Source organism: Caballeronia sp. NK8, from assembly GCF_018408855.1.
Taxonomy (GTDB): Bacteria; Pseudomonadota; Gammaproteobacteria; order Burkholderiales; family Burkholderiaceae; genus Caballeronia.
On the sequence record NZ_AP024323.1, the window covers coordinates 1,305,699 to 1,328,976 of the forward strand.

A 23,278-nucleotide genomic window follows, 5' to 3' on the forward strand; every position below is an offset into this window, starting at 1 on the left:
GTCTTGTCTCCTGGTGGTTTTACGGCGTGAGAAGGATCACTGCATCAACGCGCTACGGCTTTTCCAGTTGCAGATAGATGCGCTGCACGTTCTGCGGCTGCGCGATCGCATAGAGCTTGTAGTTGGCGAATGCGGGCACTTGGACCGTATGCATCGCCTCGGTGAGGCCGACGCCGCTCTTGTACGCGCGCTTTACGTTTTGATCGAGTTCGCGCAGATACACGCCCGTCTGCATGATGTCGTCGCCGTCCACGGGCGCGCCGAAGCCCGGCACGACCGTCTTCAGATCGAGCGCACGCAGGTTTTCCAGCGCGGCGAGCCAGCCGGGAATCTGCTCGTTGCGCAGTTCCGGTATGCGTCCGTTCGAGACGAGACCACCGGCGAACAGCACGCCGGATTGCGTATCGAGCACGGCGAGATCGCCCGGCGTGCTCGCAGGCCCGAAGTGCAGCAGTTGCAGCTTGCGCCCGCCGCTTTCAATTTCTGTCGTGCCATCGACGGTTTTGTCGGGCACGGTCACGCGCGAGCCGGCCATCTCGTCTTCGCCCAGCGTCTTGCGCAAATTCGCGAGGCAGATCGCGCAGCGCTCGCGAATCAGTTGCGCGGCGCGCGCGTGCGCGAGAATCGGTACGTCGTCGTCGCGGAAGGCGGCCGCGCCGAACACGAACTCGGGCGCCTGATGCGTGATGATCACGAGCTTCACCGGCAACGGCGTGACCTTGCGGATCGCTTCGATCATCGCGCGTCCGTAGCGGTACGACGACCCCGTGTCGATCACCGTCACGCCATCCGGCCCGACGATAAAGCCATTGTTCGCGACGATGCCATGATTCTTCGGCGCGACGGCATCGTTGTCGCCGATGAACGCGTACACGCCCGGTGCGATCGCGACGGGCGCGGGCATGCCGCTCATCGCCGCGTGGGCGAGCGTGCCAGCCGCGATCAGCAGCGTGAAGACGAACGCGCGCAAGCCACGCGCCGTCATTTCATCGCCGATGTTTGCGCATTGCCCGGCTGCGCGTTCACCGCTACCGCGCCGTCCCACTTCTTGTTCTTCGTGTCCTCGATATGCGCCTTCAACTCGCCGCTCGCGCCCGGCACGAAATAGAAGCGGAAGTTCGGGTTCTCGCTGATCGAGAAATTGACGTTCGCGGTCATCACGGGCTTGTCCGCATACGTGACGGAGACTTTGCGGATGAAGTACGCCGTCGCATAGTTGCGCGTGATCTGGTTCATCGCCATGCCGGTGCGGTTCGGATGGCGCACCATCAATTGCGCGACGCCGGGCTTTCCTGCTACGACCTGTCCCTCGGGCTGGAGCCTGACTTGTCCCGCCGCGCGCTCAGCGACGTCGTCGTCCTTGTCGGCGGGCGCGGAACAGCCGCCGGATGCCTTCACGAAACGCACCGCGCTATAGAGCTTGCCGTCGTTCGTCTCCGCGATCGCGCGCATGAATGTGTAGTCCTCCACGCGCACGCGCGTTTCGATCGTCGCCAGTCCCGATTCCGGCGTGAACTCGAACGAGCCCGCGTACGGTTCGGGATTCTCGTCGATGAAGAGATAAATCTTCTTGATGTAATGCGCGGGCGTCTGCGGGAACTGCGCGTTGATCGCGATCGGCACGACGGAGGCGTCGGCGGCGCGCGCGGGTGCGTCGAGCTTGATGACCGCATCGCCGTGCGAGTCGATCGTGCGGCCCTTGAATGCGCCGTCCTTGAAATCGAGCCAGCGCGCCACCTTGTCGGGATCGTCGTCGGGCTGGGCCGCCTGCGCGGCGTAGGGCGCGAGCGCCGCGACGGCGAGGCTCGCGATCGTCATCGCGCGAGTGCCGGACCATGCTGTCTTCATGATGTCCCTCCAATGCTGCGCTGCACTACTGCTCCCACTCGAGTTCCGCATAGGCGGCCGTCACATTGCGACGGTGGTACATATCGAAGAGGAGCCATTTATCCTTCTCGTCGAGGCCGATGCTGTCAACGGCCTGCCGAATCGTTTCGCCGCGCTTGATGGCTGCGCGCACATCGCGCGCCAGATCCGCGAGATAACGCTCTTCGGCATCGAGCGATTGCGGCCACGGCGGATCGAGCGGACCGTGTCCGGGCACGACGTGACGCGGATTCATCTGGCGAATGCGCGCGATATCGTCGAGCCAGCCGACCACGCTGCCGTCGACGACAGGAATGCAGCGCACGAACAGAAGATCGCCCGTCCACAAGGTGCCGCTCTTCTCATCGTATACCGTCAAATCGTTGTTGGTATGCGCGGTTTTCCATGTGCGCAGCGTTAGCGTGCGTCCGCCGAGATCGAGCGTGCCGGAGCCGTCGATCGTCATCGTCGGCGGGACGATCTCGCTGCCTGCCGCGGCGGCGCCCAATTCGCGATTCAGCGCGCGCATATAGTTGTCCGCTCGGGTGGCTTCCGCTTGCGCGAGCGTCGCGCTGCCGACGAATTGCGGATGATCGTCCCTGAATGCGGCGTTGCCGAAGATGTGGTCCGGATGCACGTGCGTGTTGATCACATAGCAGACCGGCAACGATGTGACCGCGCGTATGGCGGCGCGCAACGCGCGTCCCTCGGCGAGCGTGCCGCCCGTGTCGATCACCGCGACGCAACGCGTGCCGACGACGAAGCCCACGTTCGCGATATCGCCGCCGTTCTCGGGCGTGGCGACGTCGTCGTGGCCGCGATGCGCGTAGTTTCCCGGCGCGATCTGGGTGATCGGCAGCGCAGTCTCGCCACGCGCGATCGTGGCGCACGCAAACAGTAAGAAGAGTGCAACGGTGCGAAAGCTCATCGGACGTTGCCGGCGTCGGCGAGCCGCTTTGGTCTGCGCAATCCGAACTGCGCATATTCGCGTTCAAGAAACGGCTCGGCATTCTCCAGCAGGAAGCGGCGAAATGCGAGACAGGTCGGCGAGAGCTGTTTCGAGCGTGAATGCACGAGTTGCCAGGTTCGCTCGACCGGTGTTCCGTTCACGTCGAGCACGGCGATCTCGCCTGTGCGCAGTTCGAGCGAAAGCGTGTGCAGGGAAATGAGGCTCACGCCCATGCCGGCCATCACCGCCTGCTTGATGGTTTCGTTGCTGCCGAGCGTGACGCTGCGCGCGGGCACGAAGAGGTTCTGCCGGAAGACGTGTTCCGCGACAGCGCGCGTGCCCGATCCCGGCTCGCGCAGGAGGAACGTATCGTTCGCGAGTTCCTGCAGATCGAAGGCCTTCGCCTGACGCAAGGGATGCGCTAGCGGCGCGACGATCACATGCGGATGATAGGCGAGCGGTTCGGCGGTGGTGCCGAGTTCGGGCGGCGGGCGGCCCATGATGGCGAGATCGGTGGCATTGTCCTGCAGCAAACGCAGCAACGTTTCGCGGTTGCCGACGGAGAAATGGATATCGACTTTTGGATACTGCTGACGATAGAGCGCGAGGAGCTTGGGGGCGAAGTAGGTCGCCGAGCTTACGATGCTGACCGCGACCGAACCGCTGTCGGCTTGCGTGAGCGACATCATCGCGTCTTCGGCGTCCTTTATCTCGCCGAGGATGCGGCTTGCGTGGTGTGAGAGCCTTTCGCCGGCTTCCGTCAGCGAGAGACGGCGTGCTACGCGTTCGAATAGCGGGAGGCCGATTGCTTCTTCCAGTTGGCGGATTTGCATCGATACCGCGGGTTGGGTCAGGTGGAGTTCTTCCGCGGCGCGGGCGAAGCTTGGGCAGCGGGTTGCTATTACGAAGATTTGTAGCTGGCGGAGGGTTAGGGAACGGATGAAGTTCACGGGGGGGCCGGGGAATGGGGTTGTTTGCGTGGGCTTCTATGGAATCCTGAATTCTTAACGGTCTATTGGCACTGCCCCTCCCCGGGGCGGGGGTCACTTTCTTTGCTGCTGCAAAGAAAGTAACCAAAGAAAGCAGCTTTCCCCATCCAAAGTACTTCATGCCGGCCCCGGCACAGGCGATCGGTCTTGGCACGGCAGTAGCGAGTGCCCTCGTAGGCCTAATCGGGCTTGGACCGCGCACGGTCTGACACATCGCGCCGCGTGCGTAGCTGGTTCAGCACGAAATGGCTCCGGCCCGCTACGCGGCCGATGGGTACATCGGGTCTGCGTGTGCTTCTGCGTTCCTACGTTCTCGTTGGTTTCCCTTGCATACCCAACGGCAGCGCGTAGCGCTGTGCCGGAACTGTTTCGTGCTGGACCAGCGTCCCTTGGGTACTAGCTTGTCAGACCGTGCGCGGTCCAAGCCCGGTTAGGCCTACGAGGGCACTCGCTACTGACGCCACGATCGACGAGAAGAACACCCAAATTGCGTGTGACCGCGGGCGTTTCGAGCTGCTTTCTTTGGTTACTTTCTTTGCAGCAGCAAAGAAAGTAACTGCCGCCCCGCACAGGGGCAACGCTAATAAACCGACGCGAAAACGGGATCCGGCGAAAACCAAACCCAAAAAACCCCAACTTCACCGACTAGCCCTAGGCGCATTCGCCGGCTTAACCGGCGCCCCCCCAGGAGAATTCATATTCTTCAGAACCCCTTGATAAGCAATCGTTTCCTTCTGCAAAGGATGAGCAAAATCATTCCCGTCCCCTGGCACTTCGGTGCGAATCATGAGCAGCCGCCCCGGCACATCATCCGCCATGACGAACGTATAACGCTTACCCGTATACTTCGCGAACCGCTCCGAATTAGGATCGTTCAAATAAGGCTGAATAACGATCTGCTGAGCCTTGGCATGCTTGCCAAGCCCAAGCGACTCGCTCGATACCGAAGTAATCTCAGGCCCGGCCGCCAGTGCCATCCTCACCCGCTGCTGAAAATAGCGCCGCTGACCGCCCGTCAGCTGCTCCATCTCCGTGATGTCGTGCTCGAGAAAATAGATGATTGCCGGATTGCACGGCAGCCCGCCCGGCACATTGACGCTTCCCGTGCGATCCGTCACGCGCGCGTCGTTCTTGCTATTCCCCGGGCTCACCACGAGAACACGCAACGTATCATTGATCTTCGAGGGCGGCCCTGAATAATCCACCGCATAATCGAGTTCCGTCTGCGGTTCGACGCCATTCATATGCGCCTGCATGAAAAGCAATCGCTCAGCCGGTGCAATCTGTGCCCCCGGCGCGGACGCCGAAGAAGCCAACGCATCCGCAGCCCTGACACCCACCGACGCCATCAACGTAGCGCACGCAAGGGCGCACCCGCAAAGAGCGCCCCTCATTGCGCGGCAACCGGCTGCAACGGCAGCAAAGGAACCTGATAGCTCGAAAGAATCTGATCGATCTTCGGCTGATTCGACGCAATCCAGTTATCGACCTTGTCACGCCACGCCTTTTCGCCGTAACGCACGCCCATCGAAATCTCGTAGTCGAAACGGATCGGCTGACCCGCCGGGAACGCCACGAGGCGCACCTTGTTATCTGAGCGATTGGCGAAATAACCCGCGATCGGCCCCCATAGGAAGGCCGCATCGACATCGCCCTTCGCCATATCGCGTTCGATGATCTCGCCAGGGAAAGCCTCGGGATCGCCGCTCTGCCCTTGATAGGACACAGCCTGCTGAATCAGGTCATGACTGAGCAGCCAGTCCGTCGCCGGACTCTTCACGAAGATGCCGAGCTTCATTTTCTTCAGTTGCTCGGGCGGCAGATTCATCAGATCCGAAGGCGTTTTGATGCTCGCGTATTCGGGTTTGTTCGGAAACACCATCGCGTAGGTGGAATGCAGATACGGACGCGTCGTCGCGGTCAGCTCATAACCTTTCGGCACGCCGATGATCAGATCGCACTTGAAGCGCTCGCTTTGCGGCACCTTGTCGCGCAGCGTATTGCGCACGAAACCCATGCGCTGCGGCCAGAACGTGTATTCGAGCTTGTAGCCGAAATCGCTCGCCATCTGGCTCGCGATCTTGTTCTCGTAACCTTCGCCCTTCTGGTTCGAGAGCGGCATGTTGTTCGGATCGGCGCACACGCGCAGCACGCCGTCCGCGCCATCGTTGTTGGGCAGATTGGGCGGCGGGCCGCCCGCCCCTTGCGCGAAAGCCTGTTGCGCCGAGAACGTCGCGAATGCCGCGCATAGCACGGCCATGAATCGGAACGAAGCGGCGCGGCTCGCATTACGATCAGACATCGACACCTCCGGGTATGAGAGCAATCATCGGACGTCGGCACATCATGCGCGCGACATCCTTATTTTGCATCGATTGCCTGCAGGTCGCCGGGGTTGATCTTGCCATCGGAGCGCCCCTTGAGATACGCGTAGAGGTTCTCCCAGTTCTTCTGCATCATCTGGCTCGCGCTGAAATCGGGCATGCCCTTGTCCACGCGACCGCCGAATACCGTGCGATGGAATTCGTTCTTGTCCAGCGTCTTGAAAGCATCGATCAGCGACGGGCCGACCATCCCTTCCTGCTTCGCCCCGTGACAGCGTTCGCACGCAAGTGCACGCCATGTTTTCCAGCCTTGCAGCGTGTCGCTGTCTACCTTGTTGCCATCGACGACCTTATACGCGACCGGCTTCATCTGTCCCGGGCCCGGAGGCGTCTGGGCGAACGAAGCGGACGACGCAACCAGCGTCATCGACAGCAGCAAGAGTGATCCGCCTTTCATACGTCTGACTCCTTGAACATGTCTTGTATATGGGGTGTTTCCGCGCGGCGGCCGTTGCAGCCGCCGCGCAATCCTTCTATCAACCAGCACTCATCAACCAGAGAACATCAGCCGCCGGGAATCGCGAACACGAAGAGCGTGCCGCCCAGCGCCGTGTACTTCGCGAGCTCCTTGTAGCCGCCCACCGCGCCGAGACCTTCCGTCGACTTCTCGAGGCCCGCCGCCATGCCGATGCCGGCCCAGCCGCCGATGCCCGAGTACACGCCGACATACTGCTTGCCCTGATACTGATACGTGAACACGTTGCCGATGATCCCGGACGGCGTCTTGAACTTCCACAGCTCCTTGCCGTCCTTGATGCGTACTGCCTTGATGTAGCCTTCGAGCGTGCCGTAGAACACCACGCCGCCGGCCGTTGCGAGCGCGCCGGACCACACCGAGAACTTCTCCGGCTTGGACCACACGATCTTGCCCTTCGCGGCATCCCACGCGATGAAGTTACCCATCGCACCCTTTTCGTTCGGACCCGGATACATCGAAAGCGTCGCGCCGACGAACGGCTGACCCGACACGTAATCGACCTGGAACGGCTCGTAGTCCATGCAGACATGATTCGTCGGCACGAGGAACAGGCTCGAACCCGGATCGAAGGCGGCCGGCTGCTGATCCTTCGAGCCGAGCGCCGCGGGGCAGATGTTCTTGACGTTGTGATCGGGACCGGCCTTCTGCGTCGAGTAGCTCGCATTGCGAATCGGCAGGCCGCTCTTCAGATCGACGCTATCGGCCCAGTTCACCGCCGGGTCGTACTTCTGCGCCACGAGCAGTTCGCCCGATTCGCGATTCAGCGTGTAGCCGAAGCCGTTGCGGTCGAAGTGAACGATCGCGGGCACCTTCTTGCCGCCGATGTTCAGGTCCGAGAGGATCATCTCGTTGACGCCGTCATAGTCCCACTCGTCGTGAGGCGTCATCTGATAGACCCACTTCGCCTTGCCCGTGTTGAGATCACGCGCGAAGATCGTCATCGACCACTTGTTGTCACCCGGACGTTGCGTCGGGTTCCACGTGCCCGGATTGCCCGAGCCGTAGTACACAAGGTTGAGCTTCGGGTCCCATGCGTACCATCCCCACGTGGTGCCGCCGCCGTACTTCCACTGATCGCCCTGCCAGCTCTTGAGCGACGAGTCCGCACCGACAGGCGCCATCTTGCCGTCGGTCCAGGTCATCGTGCTTTGCGGGTCCATCAGCATTTCGTTGTCGGGACCGGTGCTGTAGGCCTTCCAGACTTCCTTGCCGTCCTTGATGTTGTACGCGATGATCCGTCCGCGCACGCCGAACTCACCGCCGGAGATGCCGGTCAGCACCTTGTCGCCGAAAACGTGCGGCGCGTTGGTGTTGGTTTCGCCCTTCTTCGGATCGCCGTTCTGCGCGGTCCAGACGACGTCGCCGGTTTTGGCGTCGAGCGCGACGAGCTTCGTATCGGCTTGCTGGAGGAAGATCTTGCCGTCGCCATACGCGAGACCACGGTTGACCGTATCGCAGCACATCACCGAGATGACCTGATTGTCCTGCTTTGGCTGGTATTGCCAGATGAAGGTCTGATCCTTCAGGTTGATGGCGATGACCTTGTTGGGAAACGGCGAGTGGATATACATCGTGTCGCCGATGACGAGCGGCGAGCCTTCATGGCCGCGCAGCACACCTGTCGACATGGTCCAGGCAACCTGTAGCTTGCCGACGTTGTTTTCATTGATTTGCTTGAGCGTGCTATAGCGGTGATTCGAGTAATCGCCCGCTTGCGCCGCCCAGTTCGAGGGATTCTTGATCAGGCTGTCGAGCTGCGAGTCGGCCTGAGCGACAAAAGAATTCAGGCTTGCCGTCGCTGCCACCGCCAGTCCAAGAACCAGGGTGCGTAAGTTCATGTCTCCTCCAGAATGGTGATGCCTCCGACCCAGGGATGACCACGCTACCGGGTTGCATCGTGCGCGCCTTCAAATGCAGGTAACGAGTTGCGCTTCGTCCAGTACATAGCCGGACTTTTGCGTAGAGAGGCCAATTGCATATTCCATGCCGGTTTCATTCGCTCGCTTCAAATCGGGAATTTGGCGGGGCATGGTGTCGTATGCGGGCAGGTCTTTGTCGGGTGGCGACACATACTGTGTCAAATACGCGAAAGAGTGAGCGGGATGGAACACCGGAACGGATCGCGTGACATGACGCGATGCAGCATGTTTTCTTTGGCGCATACTTGGTTTTGTTCTTTTCTATTTGGAGGCTTCGCCATGGCTCAAGCCGAAAAGGTCTATTCCGACGAGGAAATCCAGCAGCGTCTGACGGGCGCGCTCGAGCATTGGTATCTGGAGGATGGGTGGCTCAGGCGCAAGTTCAAAACCGAAAGCTGGAAAGGCACGCTCATGGTCGTCAATACCGTGGGGCATCTGGCCGAAGCGGCCTGGCATCATCCCGATCTCACCGTTTCCTATGCGTTTGTTGTCGTCAAACTCAAGACGCATTCGGCTAAGGGGATTACGGATAAGGACTTTGCCTTGGCTTCGAAGATCGAAGACGTTATTCAGTGGCAACCCGGGAAGGAGGATGGGCCGCTCGATGGCACGCCTTCCGATGATCAACGGTTTCGGTATATCAAGTATGACTAGGGGTTTTGGTTGAGGGTGTTGGTTGAGGGTGTTCGTTGATGGTGTTGTCGCCGGATCCCGTATTCGCGTCGGTCTATTAGTACTGCCCCTGTGCGGGGCGGCAGTCACTTTCTTTGCTGCTGCAAAGAAAGTAACCAAAGAAAGCAGCTTGAGACGCCCGCGGTCACACGCAATTTGGGTAGCCTTCTCCTCCTTCGTGGCGTCTGTAGCGAGTGCCCTCGTAGGCCTAATCGGGCTTGGACCGCGCACGGTCTGACACATCGCACCGCTCGCGTGGCTGGTTCAGCACGAAATGGCTCCGGCCCGCTTCGCGGCCGATGGGTCAATCGGGTCTGCGTGTGTTTCTGCGTTTCTCTTTTCTCGTCGGTTTCCCTTGCATACCCTTCGGCAGCGCGTAGCGCCGTGCCGGAACTCTTTCGTGCTGAACCAGCGTCCTTTGGGTACTAGCTTGTCAGACCGTGCGCGGTCCAAGCCCGGTCAGGCCTACGAGGGCACTCGCTACAGACGCCACGATCGACGAGAAGAACACTCAAATTGCGTGTGACCGCGGGCGTCTCGAGCTGCTTTCTTTGGTTACTTTCTTTGCAGCAGCAAAGAAAGTGACTGCCGCCCCGCACAGGGGCAACGCTAATAGACCGACACGCCAACGGGATCCGGCGACAACCCAAGCAAAAGCAAAAGCCTCCTGGTACAGGATTTGCCTAACCCCAAGGCCCCAAAAAATCCGCCACAAAAACAGGAAGCCCACTTCGATGCCGCCCACCCCCGGACGCTTATCCCCGCCCCCGGCGATCACAGTCGAATCCCCTGCGCGCCTGCATCTCGGCTTCATCGATCCAAACGGCTCGCTGGGCCGCGCCTTCGGCAGCGTAGGCCTCGCCATCGACGCGCACGGCACGCGCATCATCGCCCGGCAGGCTCCCGCATCGCGCCGCGAGGCGCTCATCGAAGGCGCCGCCAGCGATACCCAACGCGACCGCATAGAACAGCACCTGAAGCAACTGGAAGCCGCGCTAGGCAAGGGCCCTGCAATCGACATCGAAGTACACGATACCCCGCGCGCGCACACGGGCCTGGGCTCCGGCACCCAACTGGCCCTCGCCCTCGGCACCGCGTTCGCCCGCGCGCGCGGTCATACAGTGAGCACCGCGGATATCGCAAGAACCCTCGCACGCGGCGCGCGCTCCGGCATCGGCATACATGCCTTCGATCACGGCGGACTGATCGTCGACGGCGGGCGCGATGCACGCAACCCGTCGAGGACGACGCTGCCGCCGCTCATCGCGCGCCAGCCGTTTCCCGAAGCCTGGCGCGTGCTGCTCATCGACGACACCTCGCGCGAAGGCCTGCACGGCGACGCAGAAAAGCGCGGCCTCGCCTCGCTCGCGCCCTTCCCCGCCATGCTCGCCGCGCATCTGAGCCATCTCGTGCTCATGCGGATCCTGCCCGCCGTCGCGGAGGCCGACTTCGACATCTTCGCCGACGCCATCTGCGACCTTCAGCACACCATCGGCGAATACTTCGCGCCCGTGCAAGGCGGCGTGTTCGCGAGTCCCGCCGTCGCGCGCGCGCTCGAAGCCGTCGCCGCCGAGCAGAAAGCGGGCATCGGACAGACTTCGTGGGGTCCGGTCGGCTTCGCGTTCGTCGCGAGCGCGCAGGACGCCGAGCGCGCCCTCGCGACCGCGCAGCGCGTCTCGCCGGGCGCATCGCTCACGTTCACGGTCGCCGCGGGCCGCAATCGCGGCGCGACCTGGCGCGCGGCGGATCGACGGCATCACGGCGCGAACGCGGCCTGAACACGCACGACGCATCGACAGCAGCTAACGAGTTCAAAGCGACATCAACGCGACATCAACGCACAACGAGTCCATCGCCATGCCCGAAGCCACCGAAAGACCCTACGTTCTGCACATGTTCACCAGCACGCCGCAAATGAGCCCGTTCGATGTGAACATGGCCGCCGACGCCGGCTATCAGATCCTCGTGCCCTACTGCAACGTCGACGAGGACAGCGTCGTGCAACTCACGCAGGACGCAATCTTCTCGCGCGGTCCGAAGGGCGTGTCGCGCACGGGCATCTTCATCGGCGGACGCGATGTGATGCTCGCCGCCGACATGCTCGAACGCGCCCGCAACGCGATGGTCCCGCCCTTCGAAGTCTCCGTCTTCACCGATCCGAGCGGCGCGTACACGACCGCCGCCGCGCTCGTCGCACTCGCGGAAAAGCATCTGAAAACCGCGCATTCCGTCGATCTCGGCGGCAAGCGCGTGCTGATACTCGGCGGCACGGGCGCGGTCGGACGCGTGGCGGCGGCGATGGCCGCATCGCTCGGCGCGGATGTGGCCGTCGCGAGCCATTCGAGCCATTCGCGCGCGACGCAGGTGAGCGACGAGATCAATCGCCGTTTCGATATCGCGACTTCGGGTGTCGCGACCGGCTCGCCCGATCAGCTTCATCGCGAACTCGCGCGCGCCGAAGTGGTGTTCGCGACGGCGGTCGCTGGCGTACAGGTGATGACGTCCTCCGATCTCGCGCATGCGAAGAACCTCCTGATCGCCGCCGATGTCAACGCCGTGCCGCCCGAAGGCATCGCCGGCGTCAACGTGATGGACGACGGCAAGCCGCTCGCGGGCGCGGCGCGCGCCGACGCGGTCGGCATTGGCGCGCTCGCCATCGGCAACGTGAAGTATCAGGCCGAGCACCGGCTCTTTCTGCGCATGCGCACCGGCGGCAAGCCAGTCTATCTCGGCTTTCCCGAAGCGTTCGACGAAGCCCGCGCGATCGTCGCGGGACAGAGTTCATGATGTCAGCCGACGTCTCGCGCGCGCCGCGCATCGCGGTGGCGGGCCTGTCCGCGCGGCTCGTCGCGCAATCGGCCGCGCGCGCGGGGCTGAACGTCGTCGCGCTCGATATCTTCGGCGACCGCGACACGCGCGAACACGCGGGCATGTGGTTCGATATCGGTGGCAATGGGCTGTCGATCGATCGGACGCGTCTTTTCGATGCGCTCGAACACGCGGCGCGCCTGCCGCGCATGCTCGGCCTCATCGTGACGAGCGGGCTCGAATCGCTCGCGGGCGAACTGTCTCGCGCGCCGGGCGTGCCGCGCTTCATCGGCAACGGTGCTCAGGCGGCGGCGGTGCGCGATCCGCGGCGTTTCTTCGCGCTGCTCGACGAGGCGCACATCGCGCATCCGGAAGTGCGATACGCGATGCCCGAGTCGCGCGATAACTGGCTCATGAAGCGCTCGGATGGCTGCGGCGGCACGCATATCGAATGGGCTGCGGATGTCGAGCACGCGCCCGCCTGCGCATACTTTCAGCGGCTCGCGCAAGGCCGCTCGATGTCCGCCTTGTTCCTCGCCGCGCATCGCGAGGCGGCGGTGATCGGCTTCGCGGAGCAATTGACGGTCGAGGCGGGACGCCTGCCTTTCGTGCACGCGGGCTCGCTCGGGCCGGTGCGGTTGCCGCCGCACGTCGCGGCGCGCATCGTCGAGGCGATCGACAGGATCGTCTGGCAGACGGATCTGACGGGCTTGAACAGCATCGACTTCCTGCTCGATGGCGACACCTTCTGCGTGCTCGAAATCAACACACGTCCGTCCTCGACGATGGCGCTCTACGAAGCCGCATGGCCCGACGCGTGGCCGCGCGGGCTGGTCGGCGCGCATCTGGATGCGTGTCTGCATGGCGAACTGCCGCACACGCCCGACATGCTCGCGCGCACGCCGCCGCTCCACGCCGGACAGCGCGTGGTATTCGCATATGAAGGCTTCACCGCGTCTCGCGCGTTCAGCGATGCATGCTTCGACGACCCCGCGTGTCACGACATTCCGCTCGTCGGCGCGCGTATCGAAGCGGGTCAGCCCGTTTGCACGATGACCGTGTCCGCGCCGGCGTTCGACGATTTGCGCTGCGCGCTGGACCGCGAGCATGCGCGCCTTCTGCAACGCATCGAAACCCTGTCGAGACCATGACTTCAACTTTTCAGGCGGACGCCGCACTGAGCGTCAACGCATCGAGCGAGCGGCTCGTCGCGCGTCTCATCGACGATGCCGCGCGCCTTCACGTCGATGTCACGCGCACGGACGGCGGCACCGTGATCGTCGATGCGGGCGTGAACGCAAAGGGCAGCGCCGACGCGGGCATCCTGATCGCGCGCATCTGCATGGGCGGGCTCGGGCGCGTCGCGCGGCGCGTCGCGTTCGATGACGCGCCGCTCTGGCCGGGCTTCATCGAAGTGCATACGAGCAATCCGGTGCTCGCCTGCCTCGCGAGCCAGTACGCGGGCTGGAGCCTTTCGGCGACCAAGGAACAGACGGGCGGCAAGAAGTTCTTTTCGCTCGGCTCGGGCCCGGCGCGCGCGCTCGCATGCAAGGAGCCGCTGTTCGACGAACTCGGTTATCGCGACCGGCATGAGCGCGGCGCGCTCGTGATGGAAGTGGATCGGCTGCCGCCGCAAGTCGTCATCGACAAGGTGCTCAAGGACTGCGGCCTCGAAGCGCAGAACCTCGTGATCGCCGTGACGCCGACGCACTCTGTCGCGGGAACGGTGCAGGTCGTGGCGCGCGTCGTGGAAGTTGCGCTGCACAAGACGCACGTGCTGGGCGTCGATCTGGGCGAGATCGTCGAAGGCAGCGGCAGCGCGCCCTTGCCGCCACCCGCGCCCGACGGCATCCAGGCGATGGGCCGCACCAACGACGCGATTCTCTACGGCGGTCGCGTGCATCTGACGGTCAAAAGCGACGCGGTCGCGAAACGCCTCGCGGCCGAACTGCCTTCGTCGAACGCGCGCGATTACGGGCGTCCGTTCGCCGATATTTTCACGTCGTTCAACTACGACTTCTATCAGATCGACCCCGCGCTCTTCGCGCCCGCCGAGGTGTGGGTGTCGAGCCTCGAAAGCGGCGCGACGTATCACGGCGGCAGGGTCGACAAGCCGCTGCTCGATGCGCAATGGCTCGGAGACGCGTCATGAGCTTTCGCGTCGCGATCATGACCGATGAAACCGGCTGGCACACCGGCCGCCTTAAAAAAGCGTTCCGCGCGCGCGACGTGGAAGCGCGTTGCGTCGATCTCGCCGCATGCCGCATCGACACGACATGGAAGCCACACGGCCTCGCGATTCCCGGCTTCGGCCACACGCTGCCCGACGCGGCGTTCGTGCGCGGCATCGCGGGCGGCACGTTCGAGCAGGTCACGTTGCGGCTCGGCATATTGCACGCGCTGCGCGAATCCGGCGTGCCCGTCTATAACGATGCGCGCGCGATCGAGCGCAGCGTCGACAAGTCGATGACGAGCTTTCTGCTCAACCGCTACGGCGTGCCGACGCCCGCCACATGGGCGGGCGAGTCGCCTGCGCATGCGCGGCGCGTGCTGATGCGCGAGGCGGCGGCGGGCCGGCAAGTCGTCATGAAGCCGCTTTTCGGCTCGCAGGGCAAGGGCCTGATGAAGCCCGGCGTGAGCCTGCCGCCGCTCGAAGCCTTTAGTCAGGTCGCGTATCTGCAGCGTTTCGTCGATGCGGGCGAACCCGGCTTCGACTGGCGCGTGCTCGTGATCGGCGGCCAGGCGGTGGCGGCGATGAAGCGCGTCGGCGGCGAGGACTGGATTCACAACTTCGCGCGCGGCGCACGCTGCGAGCCGGCGCAACCGTCGCCCGCGCTCGCGGACATCGCCGTGCGCGCGACGGCGGCGCTCGGGCTCGACTACGCGGGCGTCGATCTGATCGCGGCGGAAGGCGGGCGGCCCGTGGTGCTCGAAGTGAACGGCGTTGCGGCGTGGCGCGGGCTGCAATCCGTGACGACGCTCGATATCGCGGCGCTGCTCGTCGACGATCTGCTCGATCGCAAGTGTCGCGCATCGAAGGGCGCGCTCGCGCTCGCCAGCGGCGATGAACGCGTTTGACGCGCCTCGTGCCGAACGCGCCCGCACGGCATTCCTGCGCGCGTGCCGGCTCGATGTCGAAACCATGAAGCCGGGCAACGTGAGCATCGCAAGCGCGGGGCACGGCATGACGTCGGCGCAATTCATCGCGAGCGCGGGCACGGCGGCGGCGGGCCTCTTCACGCCGGGCGCACGCGTGGGCGCGCGCATTCTCGACGCCGTGCGCCGCACGTTCGATGCGGTCGGCTGCAACACGAATCTCGGCATCGTGCTGCTCGCCGCGCCCTTGTGCGCCGCGCTCGAAAGCTTCGATGCGAGCGAACCGGTCGATGCACGACGCTGGCATGCGGCGACGCAACGCGTGCTCGCCGAGCTCGATATCGACGATGCGCGGCTCGCCTATCGCGCGATCGCGCTCGCCAATCCGGGCGGCCTGGGCGACGCGCCCGAGCAACCGGTGCACGCGCCGCCGACCGTCAGCTTGCGCGCGGCGATGGCGCTCGCGGCGGATCGCGACAGCATCGCGCGTCAATACGAGAACGGTTTCGCCGATATCTTCGGCACGGGCCTCGACGCGGCCGGCGCGATCGGTCCGGAAACGGAGCATCGCGCGATGCTCGATGCGTTCCTGGGCTTCCTCGCCACGTGGCCGGACTCGCACATAGTGCGCAAGCAAGGCGCGGCGGTGGCGCAAAGTGTCACGCGCGATGCGGCGATGCATCGCGCGAACTGGCGCGCGGCGGGACGTCCTGCGGCATCTGCCGCGCTCGATGCGTGGGATGCCGGATTGAAGGCGCGCGGCATCAATCCGGGCACGAGCGCGGACCTCGCGGTGGCGACGCTCTTCGTTGCGCTGATGACTTCATCGATGAATGCATGAAGTCTGCCCGCGCGAACAAAAAATTGGCACGGAACATGTTAGGAAGTTCGCGGTTGAGCGGTCGCATCGGAAAGTCCGGTCGAACGCGAGCCTTGCGCGGCTTTGAGTCTTACCGTCGCGAGTCGAGAGCAAGTCGCTAGTCCCGAGAACCACACATCACTGGAGGAACAGCATGGCCAAGATCAACCGCGTCCTGGTAGGAGAGTCGCTCGTCGGCGATGGCAACGAGGTCGCACACATCGACTTGATCATCGGACCGCGAGGTTCCGCTGCCGAGACGGCGTTCTGCCACGCGCTCACGAACAACAAGGATGGCTTCACGTCGCTGCTCGCCGTGGTCGCACCGAATCTGATGACCAAGCCGAACACGATTCTCTTCAATAAAGTGACGATCAAGGGCGCCAAGCAGGCCGTGCAGATGTTCGGCCCGGCGCAGCGCGCGGTCGCGATGGCGGTGGCCGACAGCGTGGAAAGCGGCGTCATTCCCGCCGATGAAGCCGACGATCTGTTCATTTGCGTCGGCGTGTTCATCCACTGGGAGGCGGATGACGACCAGAAGATTCACGATTACAACTATCAGGCGACGAAGGAATCGATTGCGCGCGCGGTGGCGGGCGAGCCGTCGGCGCAGGAGGTAGTATCGAAGAAGGGCTCGATGTCGCATCCGTTCTCACCGAGCTGAAACCGTGTGGCCGGTGCGTACGTGCTGGTGTGCCGGCCGTTTTTCATTTCATGACCATGAGGCTTATCGCATGACCCCACGTTGCTGCGCGTTGACGGTGCTCACCTGCCTCTCGCTGATTTCGCCGCTTTCGATCGCCGCGACGGGTGGCGGGGGCGCTGACGCGCCCGCCAGGACTCACGATTATCCGACCGAAGGACGCGTGGAATACGTGCTCGGATGCATGGACGACAATGGGCACGATTTCGCCAACGTCTATAAGTGCTCGTGTGCGATCGACAAGATCGCGAAGGTGCTTACTTATGATGATTACGTCGAGCAATCGACGTTTTCGAAATATGCGACGTTGGGTGGGGAGGGGGGAGCGGAGTTTCGGGTCGATCGCGCGAAGGCGCAGACCAAGCGGTATCGGGATTTGCAGAAGGATGCGTTCAAGGCCTGCGGCATCAAGGGGAAGTGAGGTAGTCGGCTTGGGGTTGTTGTCGCTGGATCCCGTTATCGCATCGGTCTATTAGCACTGCCCCTGTGCGGGGCGGCAGTCACTTTCTTTGCTGCTGCAAAGAAAGTAACCAAAGAAAGCAGCTCGAGACGCCCGCGGTCACACGCAATTTGAGTATCCTTCTCCTCGCTCGTGGCACTCAGTAGCGAGTGCCCTCACAGGCCACATCGGGCTTGGACCGCGCACGGTCTGTCACATCGCACCGCTCGCGTGGCTGGTTCAGCACGAAATAGCTCCGGCCCGCTTCGCGGCCGACCGGTCAATCGGGTCTGCGTGTGCTTCTGCGCTTCTCTTTTCTCGTCGGTTTCCCTTGCAGACCCCACGGCAGCGCGTAGCGCTGTGCCGAAGCTATTTCGTGCTGAACCGGCGCGCTCAAACGACTAGCTTGTCAGACCGTGCGCGGTCCAAGCCCGGTTAGACCTACGAGGGCACTCGCTACACAGGCCACGATCAACGAGAAGAACACCCAAATTGCGTGTGACCGCGGGCGTCTCGAGCTGCTTTCTTTGCCTACTTTCTTTGCAGCAGCAAAGAAAGTAGGTGCCGCCCCGCACAGGGGCAACGCCAATAGACCGACACGATCACGGGATCCGGCGAAAAACCAAAACCAATCACTCCGGCACATACCCCCTGCCGATCCAGGCAAGACTAACCTGCGCCCCCTTCCGGGCATCGGAATCCACCAACCGTCGCCGTTCGATCACAACCCCCACCGCATCGACATCATCGAACTTGGCTGGCTTGGCCAGCGTCACCCTGACCCAGTGCGCCCCGAAATCCGCGATAAGCATCTGCGCGATGCGTTCCGCGAGCGCCTCGAGCAACTGCAACCCATGCGACGCGAGAAGCCCATGAATCGCTTCCCGCACTGCCGCATAATTCACCGTATCCTCGATCCTGTCCGTCGCGCACGCGCGCAGAAACGGCACACCGATGGCAAGGCTCATCCGCACCGTCTGCGGATCATGCAACTCGCTCTTGTCGATGCCGATGACCGTCTGCCCGGTGAGTCCTTCGATATACACGACATCCATCGCACCGGCGGAACCGCCAGGTTGCGCCGCAACATGAACAGCTTCGCGAATCGGTTCGAATCGGCCCATATGCCTGTCGCCGCGCACAGCGGCCCCGTGAAAGAGAACCCGGCGCCCATCGCCGAATCCATCTGTAAGCAGCAAGCAAAAAACGGGCGCGTTTGTGCATCTCTATGCGACTCCTTATTGAATCGATGCGTCATAGGATGTAAAGTTTTTGAGAACCGGGCCGGATCGGGTCGCAGACAGCACCTGAAACACCCCGACTACCCGGCCACGAGGCGCGCCTGCGAGCGGAACAGCGAGACATCCGCACCAGGCAGCACAGCCGCAGCGCCAGCGTAAAACACAACAGATACGGCGCCGGACGGCCGCGCGATCCCCGCGCACCGGAATGCGGCGCAACGGAGACTTGCCCCCATGTCGTCGCTTGCTGACGTAGACACGCATGTCCGGGAAGTGCTGAACATCGTCAATAATCCGCTGGCCGCACGCCGCGCCAGCGATTCGGTCGCGCAATCGTGGCTGCGGTGCCTCACGGAATTCAGGCTCGATCCCGGCCGCTTCGTCATGCCGCCCGTGCTCACGCAGCACGAACTGAACGACCGCCGCGAAGCCGCGAGCGATCTCATCGCGTGCTCGAAGCTCGAAATGACGACGCTGTATCAGCAGCTCGCCGATCCGGAACTCGCCGTCGTGCTCGTCGATGCGGACGGGGTCATCGTGCATCAGGTGTCGTCGGTGCCGTTCGGCGAAGCCGTCGCCGCCGACGGTCTGCGCGTCGGCGCGCTGTGGAGCGAACGCGAGGCAGGCACCAACGGCATGGGCACGTGCCTCATCGAGCGCGACTGCATCGCCGTATGCCAGCACGAACATTTCTATCCGCGCTATACGTCGCTCACATGCTCGGCCGCGCCGATCTTCGACGAGCGCGGCACGGTCGTCGGCGTGCTCGACGTGACGAGCCGCTCGAAGCTCCTGCAGCAGCATTCGCTCGTACTCGTCGGGATGTCGCGGCAGATGATCGAAAATCGTCTGATCGATGCGCGCTACCGGCACGCGAACATGATCCACTTTCATAGCCGGCCCGAGTTCGTCGGCACCCTGCACGCGGGCAAGCTCGCGGTCAGCGACGAAGGCGTCGTGCTCGCGGCGAGCCGCAGCGCGCTCTTTCAGCTCGACCTGCGCTCGCCCGCCGAGTTGTGCGGCAAGCGCATCGAGGAGGCGTTCAACGCGACGCTCGAAGACATGATCGCGCGCAGCATCCGCGGCTCGTTCCATCCGGTGACGGTCTATAGCGCAAAGGCGAACAGCCGCTTCTTCCTCACGGCGCAGACGCCGCGCGATGGCACGAGCGGCACGACGCGCATCCTCATGAACGATCCGGTCTCGCGTGATCTGTCCGCGCCGGGCGCGCGCGCCAAAGCGCCGAAGAAGGACATGCGCGAGCCCGCCGCGACCGGACGTCTCGACAAACTCGCGCATCTGGAATTCGGCGATCCGCGCATGGCCTCGCAGATCCAGCTCGCGGCACGCGTGATCCAGCGCAAGATCCCGATCATCCTGCGCGGACAAACCGGCACCGGCAAGGAAGTCTTCGCCAACGCGCTGCACAGCATCAGCCCGAACGGCACGGGTCCGTTCGTCGCGGTGAACTGCGCGTCGCTGCCGGAGAATCTGATCGAAAGCGAATTGTTCGGCTATCGCGCGGGGGCGTTCACGGGCGCGCAGCGTGAAGGCCGGCGCGGCAAGATCGTGCAGGCAAATGGCGGCACGCTCTTTCTCGATGAAATCGGCGATATGCCGCTCACGCTGCAGGCGCGTCTGCTGCGCGTGCTCGAAGAACACGAGGTGACGCCGCTCGGCGCGGAAACCACCGTCAAGGTGGACTTTCAGCTGATCAGCGCGAGTCACCGCAATCTCATCGAACTCGTGCAGACGGGCATGTTCCGCGAGGACCTGTACTACCGCCTGAACGGCATCGAGATCAACCTGCCGCCGCTGCGCGAACGCGCCGATGCGCTCGCGCTCATCGGTCATATTCTCGAAACCGAATCCGACGAACCGCCCGCGCTCTCCGCCGAAGCGCGGCAGGCGCTGCTCGCGTATCCGTGGCCGGGCAATATCCGTCAGTTGCGTCATGTGCTGCAAATGGCGATCGCGCTCTGCGACGGGCCTGAAATCCGCTGCGCGCATCTGCCGCCGGAGATCGTCAACGGCGCGGGCACGACGACCACCGCGACCCGCGCGCCGAGTCCCGCCGCGAGCACGCCGCTCGCACATCTCGCCGAAGACGCCGACACCTCGTCGCTCAACGCAATCCAGGTCAAGGAACGCGAGACCGTGCTGCAGCTGCTCGACGAGCATCGCTGGAACGTGAGCAATGTGGCGAAGGTGCTCGGCATCAGCCGCAACACGCTGTATCGGAAGATGCATCGTCTGCATATTCGCCTGTCGCACGATACGCCTGCATCCGACAACCCCGCATCCGACGCATGACGCAACCCACGCCTGCCCGCCGGCTCGACGAGTTCAAGCCCGACGCGCGCTTCGCGTGGTGCGTGACCGGCTCCGGTCACATGCTGGAGGAATCGATCGCGCTCGCGCTGCGTCTGCCCGGCGTCGATCTGTTTCTTTCCGCCGCCGGCGAGGAAGTGCTGCCGCTCTATGGCTGGACGCTCGCGAAGCTGCGCGAGCGCTTCAAGGTGTTTCGCGACAACAGCGCGAGCAGCGTGCCCGTCGGCATGATCTATGGCGGCGAATATCACACGGTCGTGATCGCGCCCGCGACGAGCAATACCGTCGCCAAATGCGCGTTCGGCATCTCCGATACTTTGCCCACCAATCTCTATGCGCAAGCCGGCAAGCAATGCGTGCCGGGCATCGTGTTCGCCTGCGATACCGCACCGTCCGTCATCACGCACGCCCCGAAGGAATGGGTCGAAGTGAGGCCGCGCGCAATCGAGTTCGAGAACGTCGAGCGGCTCGCGCGTTTCGCGCACACCACCGTGGCCCGCTCGCTCGAGGATCTCGAAGCCGCGCTCGATCAACGCCTGTCGGACCTGCAGCTCGCATGGAACACATCGTCTTCCTGACCGGCCGGCTCGCGCAATTGAGCCTTCAGCAAGTGCTCGAGAGCATCGCGCCCGTCGCGAAGAAATCGCCCTTTACGTGGGAAGTTCGCGAGATCGGCCTGCAGGTCGCGGGACTGATGACCGCCGACATGGTGCGCCGGCGCGTCGCCGTTCCTCTGACCGAAGGCACGAGCCGCATGATCCTGCCCGGCCGATGCCGCGGCGATCTCGATGCCCTCACCGCGCACTACGGCGTGAAGGTCGAGCGCGGTCCCGAGGAAGTGAAAGACCTGCCGCAGTTCTTCGGGCGCGAGGCGCGGCATGTCGATCTGTCGCGCTACGAGACGGAGATCTTTGCGGAAATCGTCGATGCGCCGCGACTCGATCTCGACGGCATCGCGGCGCGCGCGCGCGAATATAAGAGACAAGGCGCGGATGTGATCGACATCGGTTGCCTGCCCGAGACGGCGTTTCCACATCTCGAAGACGCCGTGATGATGCTGAAGGAGCAAGGCTATCGCGTGAGCGTCGATTCGATGCGCGATGAAGAACTCGTGCGCGGCGGGCGCGCGGGCGCGGATTACGTGATGAGCCTAAACATCGATACGTTATGGATTGCTGATGAAATCGCCTCGACGCCAATATTGGTGCCGCGCGAACCCGCGGATGTCGCCTCGCTCGACAGCGCGATCGACGCACTGACGAAGCGCGGCCGCGCCTTTCTCGCCGATCCGATTCTCGATCCGATTCCGTTCGGGCTCGCGGCGTCCATCGCGCGCTATGTGTCCTTGCGCGAGCGCTATCCCGATGTTCCGATCATGATGGGCGTCGGCAACGTGACCGAACTGACCGAGGCGGACACGAGCGGCATCAACGCGGTGCTGTTCGGCATGGCAGCCGAGTTGCGGGTGGCCGCCGTGCTGACGACGTCGGTGAGCCTGCACGCGCGGCGCGCGGTTCGCGAAGCCGATGTCGCGCGCCGCGTGATGCATGCCGCGCGCGAAACGCAGACGCTGCCCAAGGGCATTTCAGGCGATCTGTCGGCGCTGCATGCGAAGCGGCCGTTTCCCTACGATGCCGACGAAATCGGCGTATTCGCCGCTGCGGTGCGCGATCCGAATTTTCGCGTGCAAGTCTCGGCGGATGGCATTCATGTCTATAACCGCGATGGACATCACGTCGCCGTCGATCCGTTCGCGCTGTATCCGGAACTCAAGGTCGAGAACGACGGCGGCCATGCGTTTTATCTCGGCGTGCAGCTCGCGCGCGCGGAAATCGCGTGGCAACTGGGCAAGCGCTTCGATCAGGATCAGCCGCTCGACTGGGGATGCGAGGTCGATCGGCCAGACGACGATCTGATGGCGTGGCATGCGCCGGGAAGCACGAAGCAGAAAAGCTAGGCCTTCCATTTGATCGAGCAGCCGAGCGCCGGGTATTGCTGCTCGGGCGCTTCGCCGTGCTGCGCTATCGAGCGCATCGCTTCGAGCAGATCGCGGCGCGCATCGGGCAGCGCTTCCTTGCGCGAGGCGTCGATGCGGCCGCGATATTTCAATCGCGAGTCCCGGTCGAAGCCGAAGCATTCCGGCGTGCATACCGCGCCGTAGGCGCGCGCGATTTCCTGCGTCTCGTCATGCAGATAGGGGAACGGGAGATTCCATTCCTGCGTGACTGCAATCATGCGGTCGAAGGCGTCGTCGGTGTAGACGCTCGCGTCGTTCGAATTGATGCCCGCCATGTTGATGCCGATGTCCTTCAGCGCGCGCGCGTCGCGAATCAGGTTCGGCATCGCGGTTTTCACGTAGGGACAGTGATTGCATATGAACACGATGACGAGACCGTTTTTGCCTTTCAGCGAATCGAGCATGTAGGTCTGGCCGTCGGTCGCGGGCAGCGTGAATGCGGATGCTGTCGCGCCGAGTTCTGCGGTTGGCGATTCGGTGGGCATGAGATAGCTCCCAATTTTTTGGCTTGGCCGTTCGGCATATTG

General features: G+C 63.5%; 23 protein-coding genes. 12 read left to right on the forward strand and 11 right to left on the reverse strand.

Annotated features, from left to right (window positions below; genetic code table 11):
• Nucleotides 1–52: 52 nt before the first annotated feature.
• From NK8_RS20710 to NK8_RS20750, 9 genes are all read right to left on the reverse strand, one after another.
• Nucleotides 53–985, reverse strand: coding sequence for an MBL fold metallo-hydrolase (locus NK8_RS20710; protein ID WP_213229377.1), 933 nt, complete (start codon nucleotides 983–985; stop codon nucleotides 53–55).
• Complete coding sequence (locus NK8_RS20715; RefSeq protein ID WP_213229379.1) at nucleotides 982–1,848, reverse strand: quinoprotein dehydrogenase-associated SoxYZ-like carrier; 867 nt, start codon at nucleotides 1,846–1,848, stop codon at nucleotides 982–984. The genes NK8_RS20710 and NK8_RS20715 overlap by 4 nt, the downstream gene beginning before the upstream one ends.
• 25 nt (nucleotides 1,849–1,873) lie before the next feature.
• A complete protein-coding gene (locus NK8_RS20720) occupies nucleotides 1,874–2,794 on the reverse strand; it encodes a quinoprotein relay system zinc metallohydrolase 2 (RefSeq protein WP_213229381.1) in 921 nt (306 codons plus the stop codon).
• A complete protein-coding gene (locus NK8_RS20725; RefSeq protein ID WP_213229383.1) occupies nucleotides 2,791–3,765 on the reverse strand; it encodes a LysR family transcriptional regulator in 975 nt (324 codons plus the stop codon). The genes NK8_RS20720 and NK8_RS20725 overlap by 4 nt, the downstream gene beginning before the upstream one ends.
• 677 nt (nucleotides 3,766–4,442) lie before the next feature.
• Entirely contained in the window at nucleotides 4,443–5,153 is a 711-nt protein-coding gene (locus tag NK8_RS20730; protein ID WP_225936293.1) for a hypothetical protein, read from the reverse strand.
• Between the two features lie 41 nt (nucleotides 5,154–5,194).
• Nucleotides 5,195–6,106: a substrate-binding domain-containing protein gene (locus tag NK8_RS20735; protein ID WP_061180218.1), complete on the reverse strand. Its 912-nt coding sequence runs from the start codon at nucleotides 6,104–6,106 to the stop codon at nucleotides 5,195–5,197.
• Nucleotides 6,107–6,165: 59 nt separating this feature from the next.
• Nucleotides 6,166–6,585, reverse strand: coding sequence for a c-type cytochrome (locus NK8_RS20740; RefSeq protein ID WP_162067883.1), 420 nt, complete (start codon nucleotides 6,583–6,585; stop codon nucleotides 6,166–6,168).
• A 107-nt stretch (nucleotides 6,586–6,692) separates the two neighbouring features.
• A complete protein-coding gene (locus NK8_RS20745) occupies nucleotides 6,693–8,504 on the reverse strand; it encodes a methanol/ethanol family PQQ-dependent dehydrogenase (protein ID WP_213229387.1) in 1,812 nt (603 codons plus the stop codon).
• A gap of 69 nt (nucleotides 8,505–8,573) precedes the next feature.
• Nucleotides 8,574–8,828: a hypothetical protein gene (locus tag NK8_RS20750; RefSeq protein WP_213229389.1), complete on the reverse strand. Its 255-nt coding sequence runs from the start codon at nucleotides 8,826–8,828 to the stop codon at nucleotides 8,574–8,576.
• A 36-nt stretch (nucleotides 8,829–8,864) separates the two neighbouring features.
• Here NK8_RS20750 and NK8_RS20755 point away from each other — a divergent pair, with 36 nt between their 5' ends.
• From NK8_RS20755 to NK8_RS20795, 9 genes are all read left to right on the forward strand, one after another.
• Nucleotides 8,865–9,239 (forward strand): 4a-hydroxytetrahydrobiopterin dehydratase, encoded by a 375-nt coding sequence (locus NK8_RS20755; protein ID WP_061180215.1) that lies wholly within the window; start codon nucleotides 8,865–8,867, stop codon nucleotides 9,237–9,239.
• Nucleotides 9,240–9,991: 752 nt separating this feature from the next.
• Nucleotides 9,992–11,035 (forward strand): beta-ribofuranosylaminobenzene 5'-phosphate synthase family protein, encoded by a 1,044-nt coding sequence (locus NK8_RS20760; RefSeq protein WP_213229391.1) that lies wholly within the window; start codon nucleotides 9,992–9,994, stop codon nucleotides 11,033–11,035.
• A gap of 79 nt (nucleotides 11,036–11,114) precedes the next feature.
• A complete protein-coding gene (locus NK8_RS20765; RefSeq protein ID WP_213229393.1) occupies nucleotides 11,115–12,044 on the forward strand; it encodes an NAD(P)-dependent methylenetetrahydromethanopterin dehydrogenase in 930 nt (309 codons plus the stop codon).
• On the forward strand, nucleotides 12,041–13,216 hold the full coding sequence (locus NK8_RS20770; protein WP_213229395.1) for an ATP-grasp domain-containing protein: 1,176 nt from the start codon (nucleotides 12,041–12,043) through the stop codon (nucleotides 13,214–13,216). The genes NK8_RS20765 and NK8_RS20770 overlap by 4 nt, the downstream gene beginning before the upstream one ends.
• Nucleotides 13,213–14,217 (forward strand): methenyltetrahydromethanopterin cyclohydrolase, encoded by a 1,005-nt coding sequence (gene mch, locus NK8_RS20775; protein WP_162067889.1) that lies wholly within the window; start codon nucleotides 13,213–13,215, stop codon nucleotides 14,215–14,217. Before NK8_RS20770 ends, mch begins: the two co-directional genes overlap by 4 nt.
• Entirely contained in the window at nucleotides 14,214–15,143 is a 930-nt protein-coding gene (locus NK8_RS20780; RefSeq protein ID WP_213229397.1) for a RimK family alpha-L-glutamate ligase, read from the forward strand. Before mch ends, NK8_RS20780 begins: the two co-directional genes overlap by 4 nt.
• Nucleotides 15,130–16,002, forward strand: a complete 873-nt coding sequence (locus NK8_RS20785) for a triphosphoribosyl-dephospho-CoA synthase (protein WP_213229399.1) — start codon at nucleotides 15,130–15,132, stop codon at nucleotides 16,000–16,002. The genes NK8_RS20780 and NK8_RS20785 overlap by 14 nt, the downstream gene beginning before the upstream one ends.
• A 172-nt stretch (nucleotides 16,003–16,174) precedes the next feature.
• Entirely contained in the window at nucleotides 16,175–16,684 is a 510-nt protein-coding gene (fae, locus tag NK8_RS20790; protein ID WP_162067892.1) for a formaldehyde-activating enzyme, read from the forward strand.
• Between the two features lie 70 nt (nucleotides 16,685–16,754).
• Nucleotides 16,755–17,144, forward strand: coding sequence for a hypothetical protein (locus NK8_RS20795; RefSeq protein WP_213230470.1), 390 nt, complete (start codon nucleotides 16,755–16,757; stop codon nucleotides 17,142–17,144).
• 650 nt (nucleotides 17,145–17,794) lie between these two features.
• Here the strand turns inward: NK8_RS20795 and NK8_RS20800 are convergent.
• Nucleotides 17,795–18,286 carry a dihydroneopterin aldolase gene (locus NK8_RS20800; RefSeq protein ID WP_162068285.1) on the reverse strand — a complete coding sequence of 164 codons (492 nt, stop codon included), beginning with the start codon at nucleotides 18,284–18,286 and terminating at the stop codon, nucleotides 17,795–17,797.
• Between the two features lie 351 nt (nucleotides 18,287–18,637).
• Here NK8_RS20800 and NK8_RS20805 point away from each other — a divergent pair, with 351 nt between their 5' ends.
• Genes NK8_RS20805 through NK8_RS20815 form a run of 3 tightly spaced genes read left to right on the forward strand, consistent with a single transcriptional unit; the run spans nucleotide 18,638 to nucleotide 22,691 of the window.
• Nucleotides 18,638–20,716, forward strand: coding sequence for a sigma-54-dependent Fis family transcriptional regulator (locus NK8_RS20805; RefSeq protein ID WP_213229401.1), 2,079 nt, complete (start codon nucleotides 18,638–18,640; stop codon nucleotides 20,714–20,716).
• A complete protein-coding gene (locus NK8_RS20810) occupies nucleotides 20,713–21,312 on the forward strand; it encodes a flavoprotein (protein WP_162067894.1) in 600 nt (199 codons plus the stop codon). Before NK8_RS20805 ends, NK8_RS20810 begins: the two co-directional genes overlap by 4 nt.
• Nucleotides 21,291–22,691, forward strand: a complete 1,401-nt coding sequence (locus NK8_RS20815) for a DUF6513 domain-containing protein (RefSeq protein ID WP_213229403.1) — start codon at nucleotides 21,291–21,293, stop codon at nucleotides 22,689–22,691. Before NK8_RS20810 ends, NK8_RS20815 begins: the two co-directional genes overlap by 22 nt.
• Here NK8_RS20815 and NK8_RS20820 read toward each other — a convergent pair.
• Nucleotides 22,688–23,236: a thioredoxin family protein gene (locus NK8_RS20820; RefSeq protein WP_213229405.1), complete on the reverse strand. Its 549-nt coding sequence runs from the start codon at nucleotides 23,234–23,236 to the stop codon at nucleotides 22,688–22,690. The genes NK8_RS20815 and NK8_RS20820 overlap by 4 nt on opposite strands.
• Nucleotides 23,237–23,278: the final 42 nt, after the last annotated feature.

Excerpts from the sequence above, each read along its gene's own strand:
- NK8_RS20710 (WP_213229377.1), bottom strand. The coding sequence starts at position 985 with ATGACGGCGCGTGGCTTGCGCGCGTTCGTCTTCACGCTGCTGATCGCG.
- NK8_RS20715 (WP_213229379.1), bottom strand. The coding sequence starts at position 1,848 with ATGAAGACAGCATGGTCCGGCACTCGCGCGATGACGATCGCGAGCCTC.
- NK8_RS20720 (WP_213229381.1), bottom strand. The coding sequence starts at position 2,794 with ATGAGCTTTCGCACCGTTGCACTCTTCTTACTGTTTGCGTGCGCCACG.
- NK8_RS20730 (WP_225936293.1), bottom strand. The coding sequence starts at position 5,153 with ATGGCGTCGGTGGGTGTCAGGGCTGCGGATGCGTTGGCTTCTTCGGCG.
- NK8_RS20735 (WP_061180218.1), bottom strand. The coding sequence starts at position 6,106 with ATGTCTGATCGTAATGCGAGCCGCGCCGCTTCGTTCCGATTCATGGCC.
- NK8_RS20740 (WP_162067883.1), bottom strand. The coding sequence starts at position 6,585 with ATGAAAGGCGGATCACTCTTGCTGCTGTCGATGACGCTGGTTGCGTCG.
- NK8_RS20745 (WP_213229387.1), bottom strand. The coding sequence starts at position 8,504 with ATGAACTTACGCACCCTGGTTCTTGGACTGGCGGTGGCAGCGACGGCA.
- NK8_RS20750 (WP_213229389.1), bottom strand. The coding sequence starts at position 8,828 with ATGCGCCAAAGAAAACATGCTGCATCGCGTCATGTCACGCGATCCGTT.
- NK8_RS20755 (WP_061180215.1), top strand. The coding sequence starts at position 8,865 with ATGGCTCAAGCCGAAAAGGTCTATTCCGACGAGGAAATCCAGCAGCGT.
- NK8_RS20760 (WP_213229391.1), top strand. The coding sequence starts at position 9,992 with ATGCCGCCCACCCCCGGACGCTTATCCCCGCCCCCGGCGATCACAGTC.
- NK8_RS20765 (WP_213229393.1), top strand. The coding sequence starts at position 11,115 with ATGCCCGAAGCCACCGAAAGACCCTACGTTCTGCACATGTTCACCAGC.
- NK8_RS20770 (WP_213229395.1), top strand. The coding sequence starts at position 12,041 with ATGATGTCAGCCGACGTCTCGCGCGCGCCGCGCATCGCGGTGGCGGGC.
- mch (WP_162067889.1), top strand. The coding sequence starts at position 13,213 with ATGACTTCAACTTTTCAGGCGGACGCCGCACTGAGCGTCAACGCATCG.
- NK8_RS20780 (WP_213229397.1), top strand. The coding sequence starts at position 14,214 with ATGAGCTTTCGCGTCGCGATCATGACCGATGAAACCGGCTGGCACACC.
- NK8_RS20785 (WP_213229399.1), top strand. The coding sequence starts at position 15,130 with ATGAACGCGTTTGACGCGCCTCGTGCCGAACGCGCCCGCACGGCATTC.
- fae (WP_162067892.1), top strand. The coding sequence starts at position 16,175 with ATGGCCAAGATCAACCGCGTCCTGGTAGGAGAGTCGCTCGTCGGCGAT.
- NK8_RS20795 (WP_213230470.1), top strand. The coding sequence starts at position 16,755 with ATGACCCCACGTTGCTGCGCGTTGACGGTGCTCACCTGCCTCTCGCTG.
- NK8_RS20800 (WP_162068285.1), bottom strand. The coding sequence starts at position 18,286 with ATGGGCCGATTCGAACCGATTCGCGAAGCTGTTCATGTTGCGGCGCAA.
- NK8_RS20805 (WP_213229401.1), top strand. The coding sequence starts at position 18,638 with ATGTCGTCGCTTGCTGACGTAGACACGCATGTCCGGGAAGTGCTGAAC.
- NK8_RS20810 (WP_162067894.1), top strand. The coding sequence starts at position 20,713 with ATGACGCAACCCACGCCTGCCCGCCGGCTCGACGAGTTCAAGCCCGAC.
- NK8_RS20815 (WP_213229403.1), top strand. The coding sequence starts at position 21,291 with ATGGAACACATCGTCTTCCTGACCGGCCGGCTCGCGCAATTGAGCCTT.
- NK8_RS20820 (WP_213229405.1), bottom strand. The coding sequence starts at position 23,236 with ATGCCCACCGAATCGCCAACCGCAGAACTCGGCGCGACAGCATCCGCA.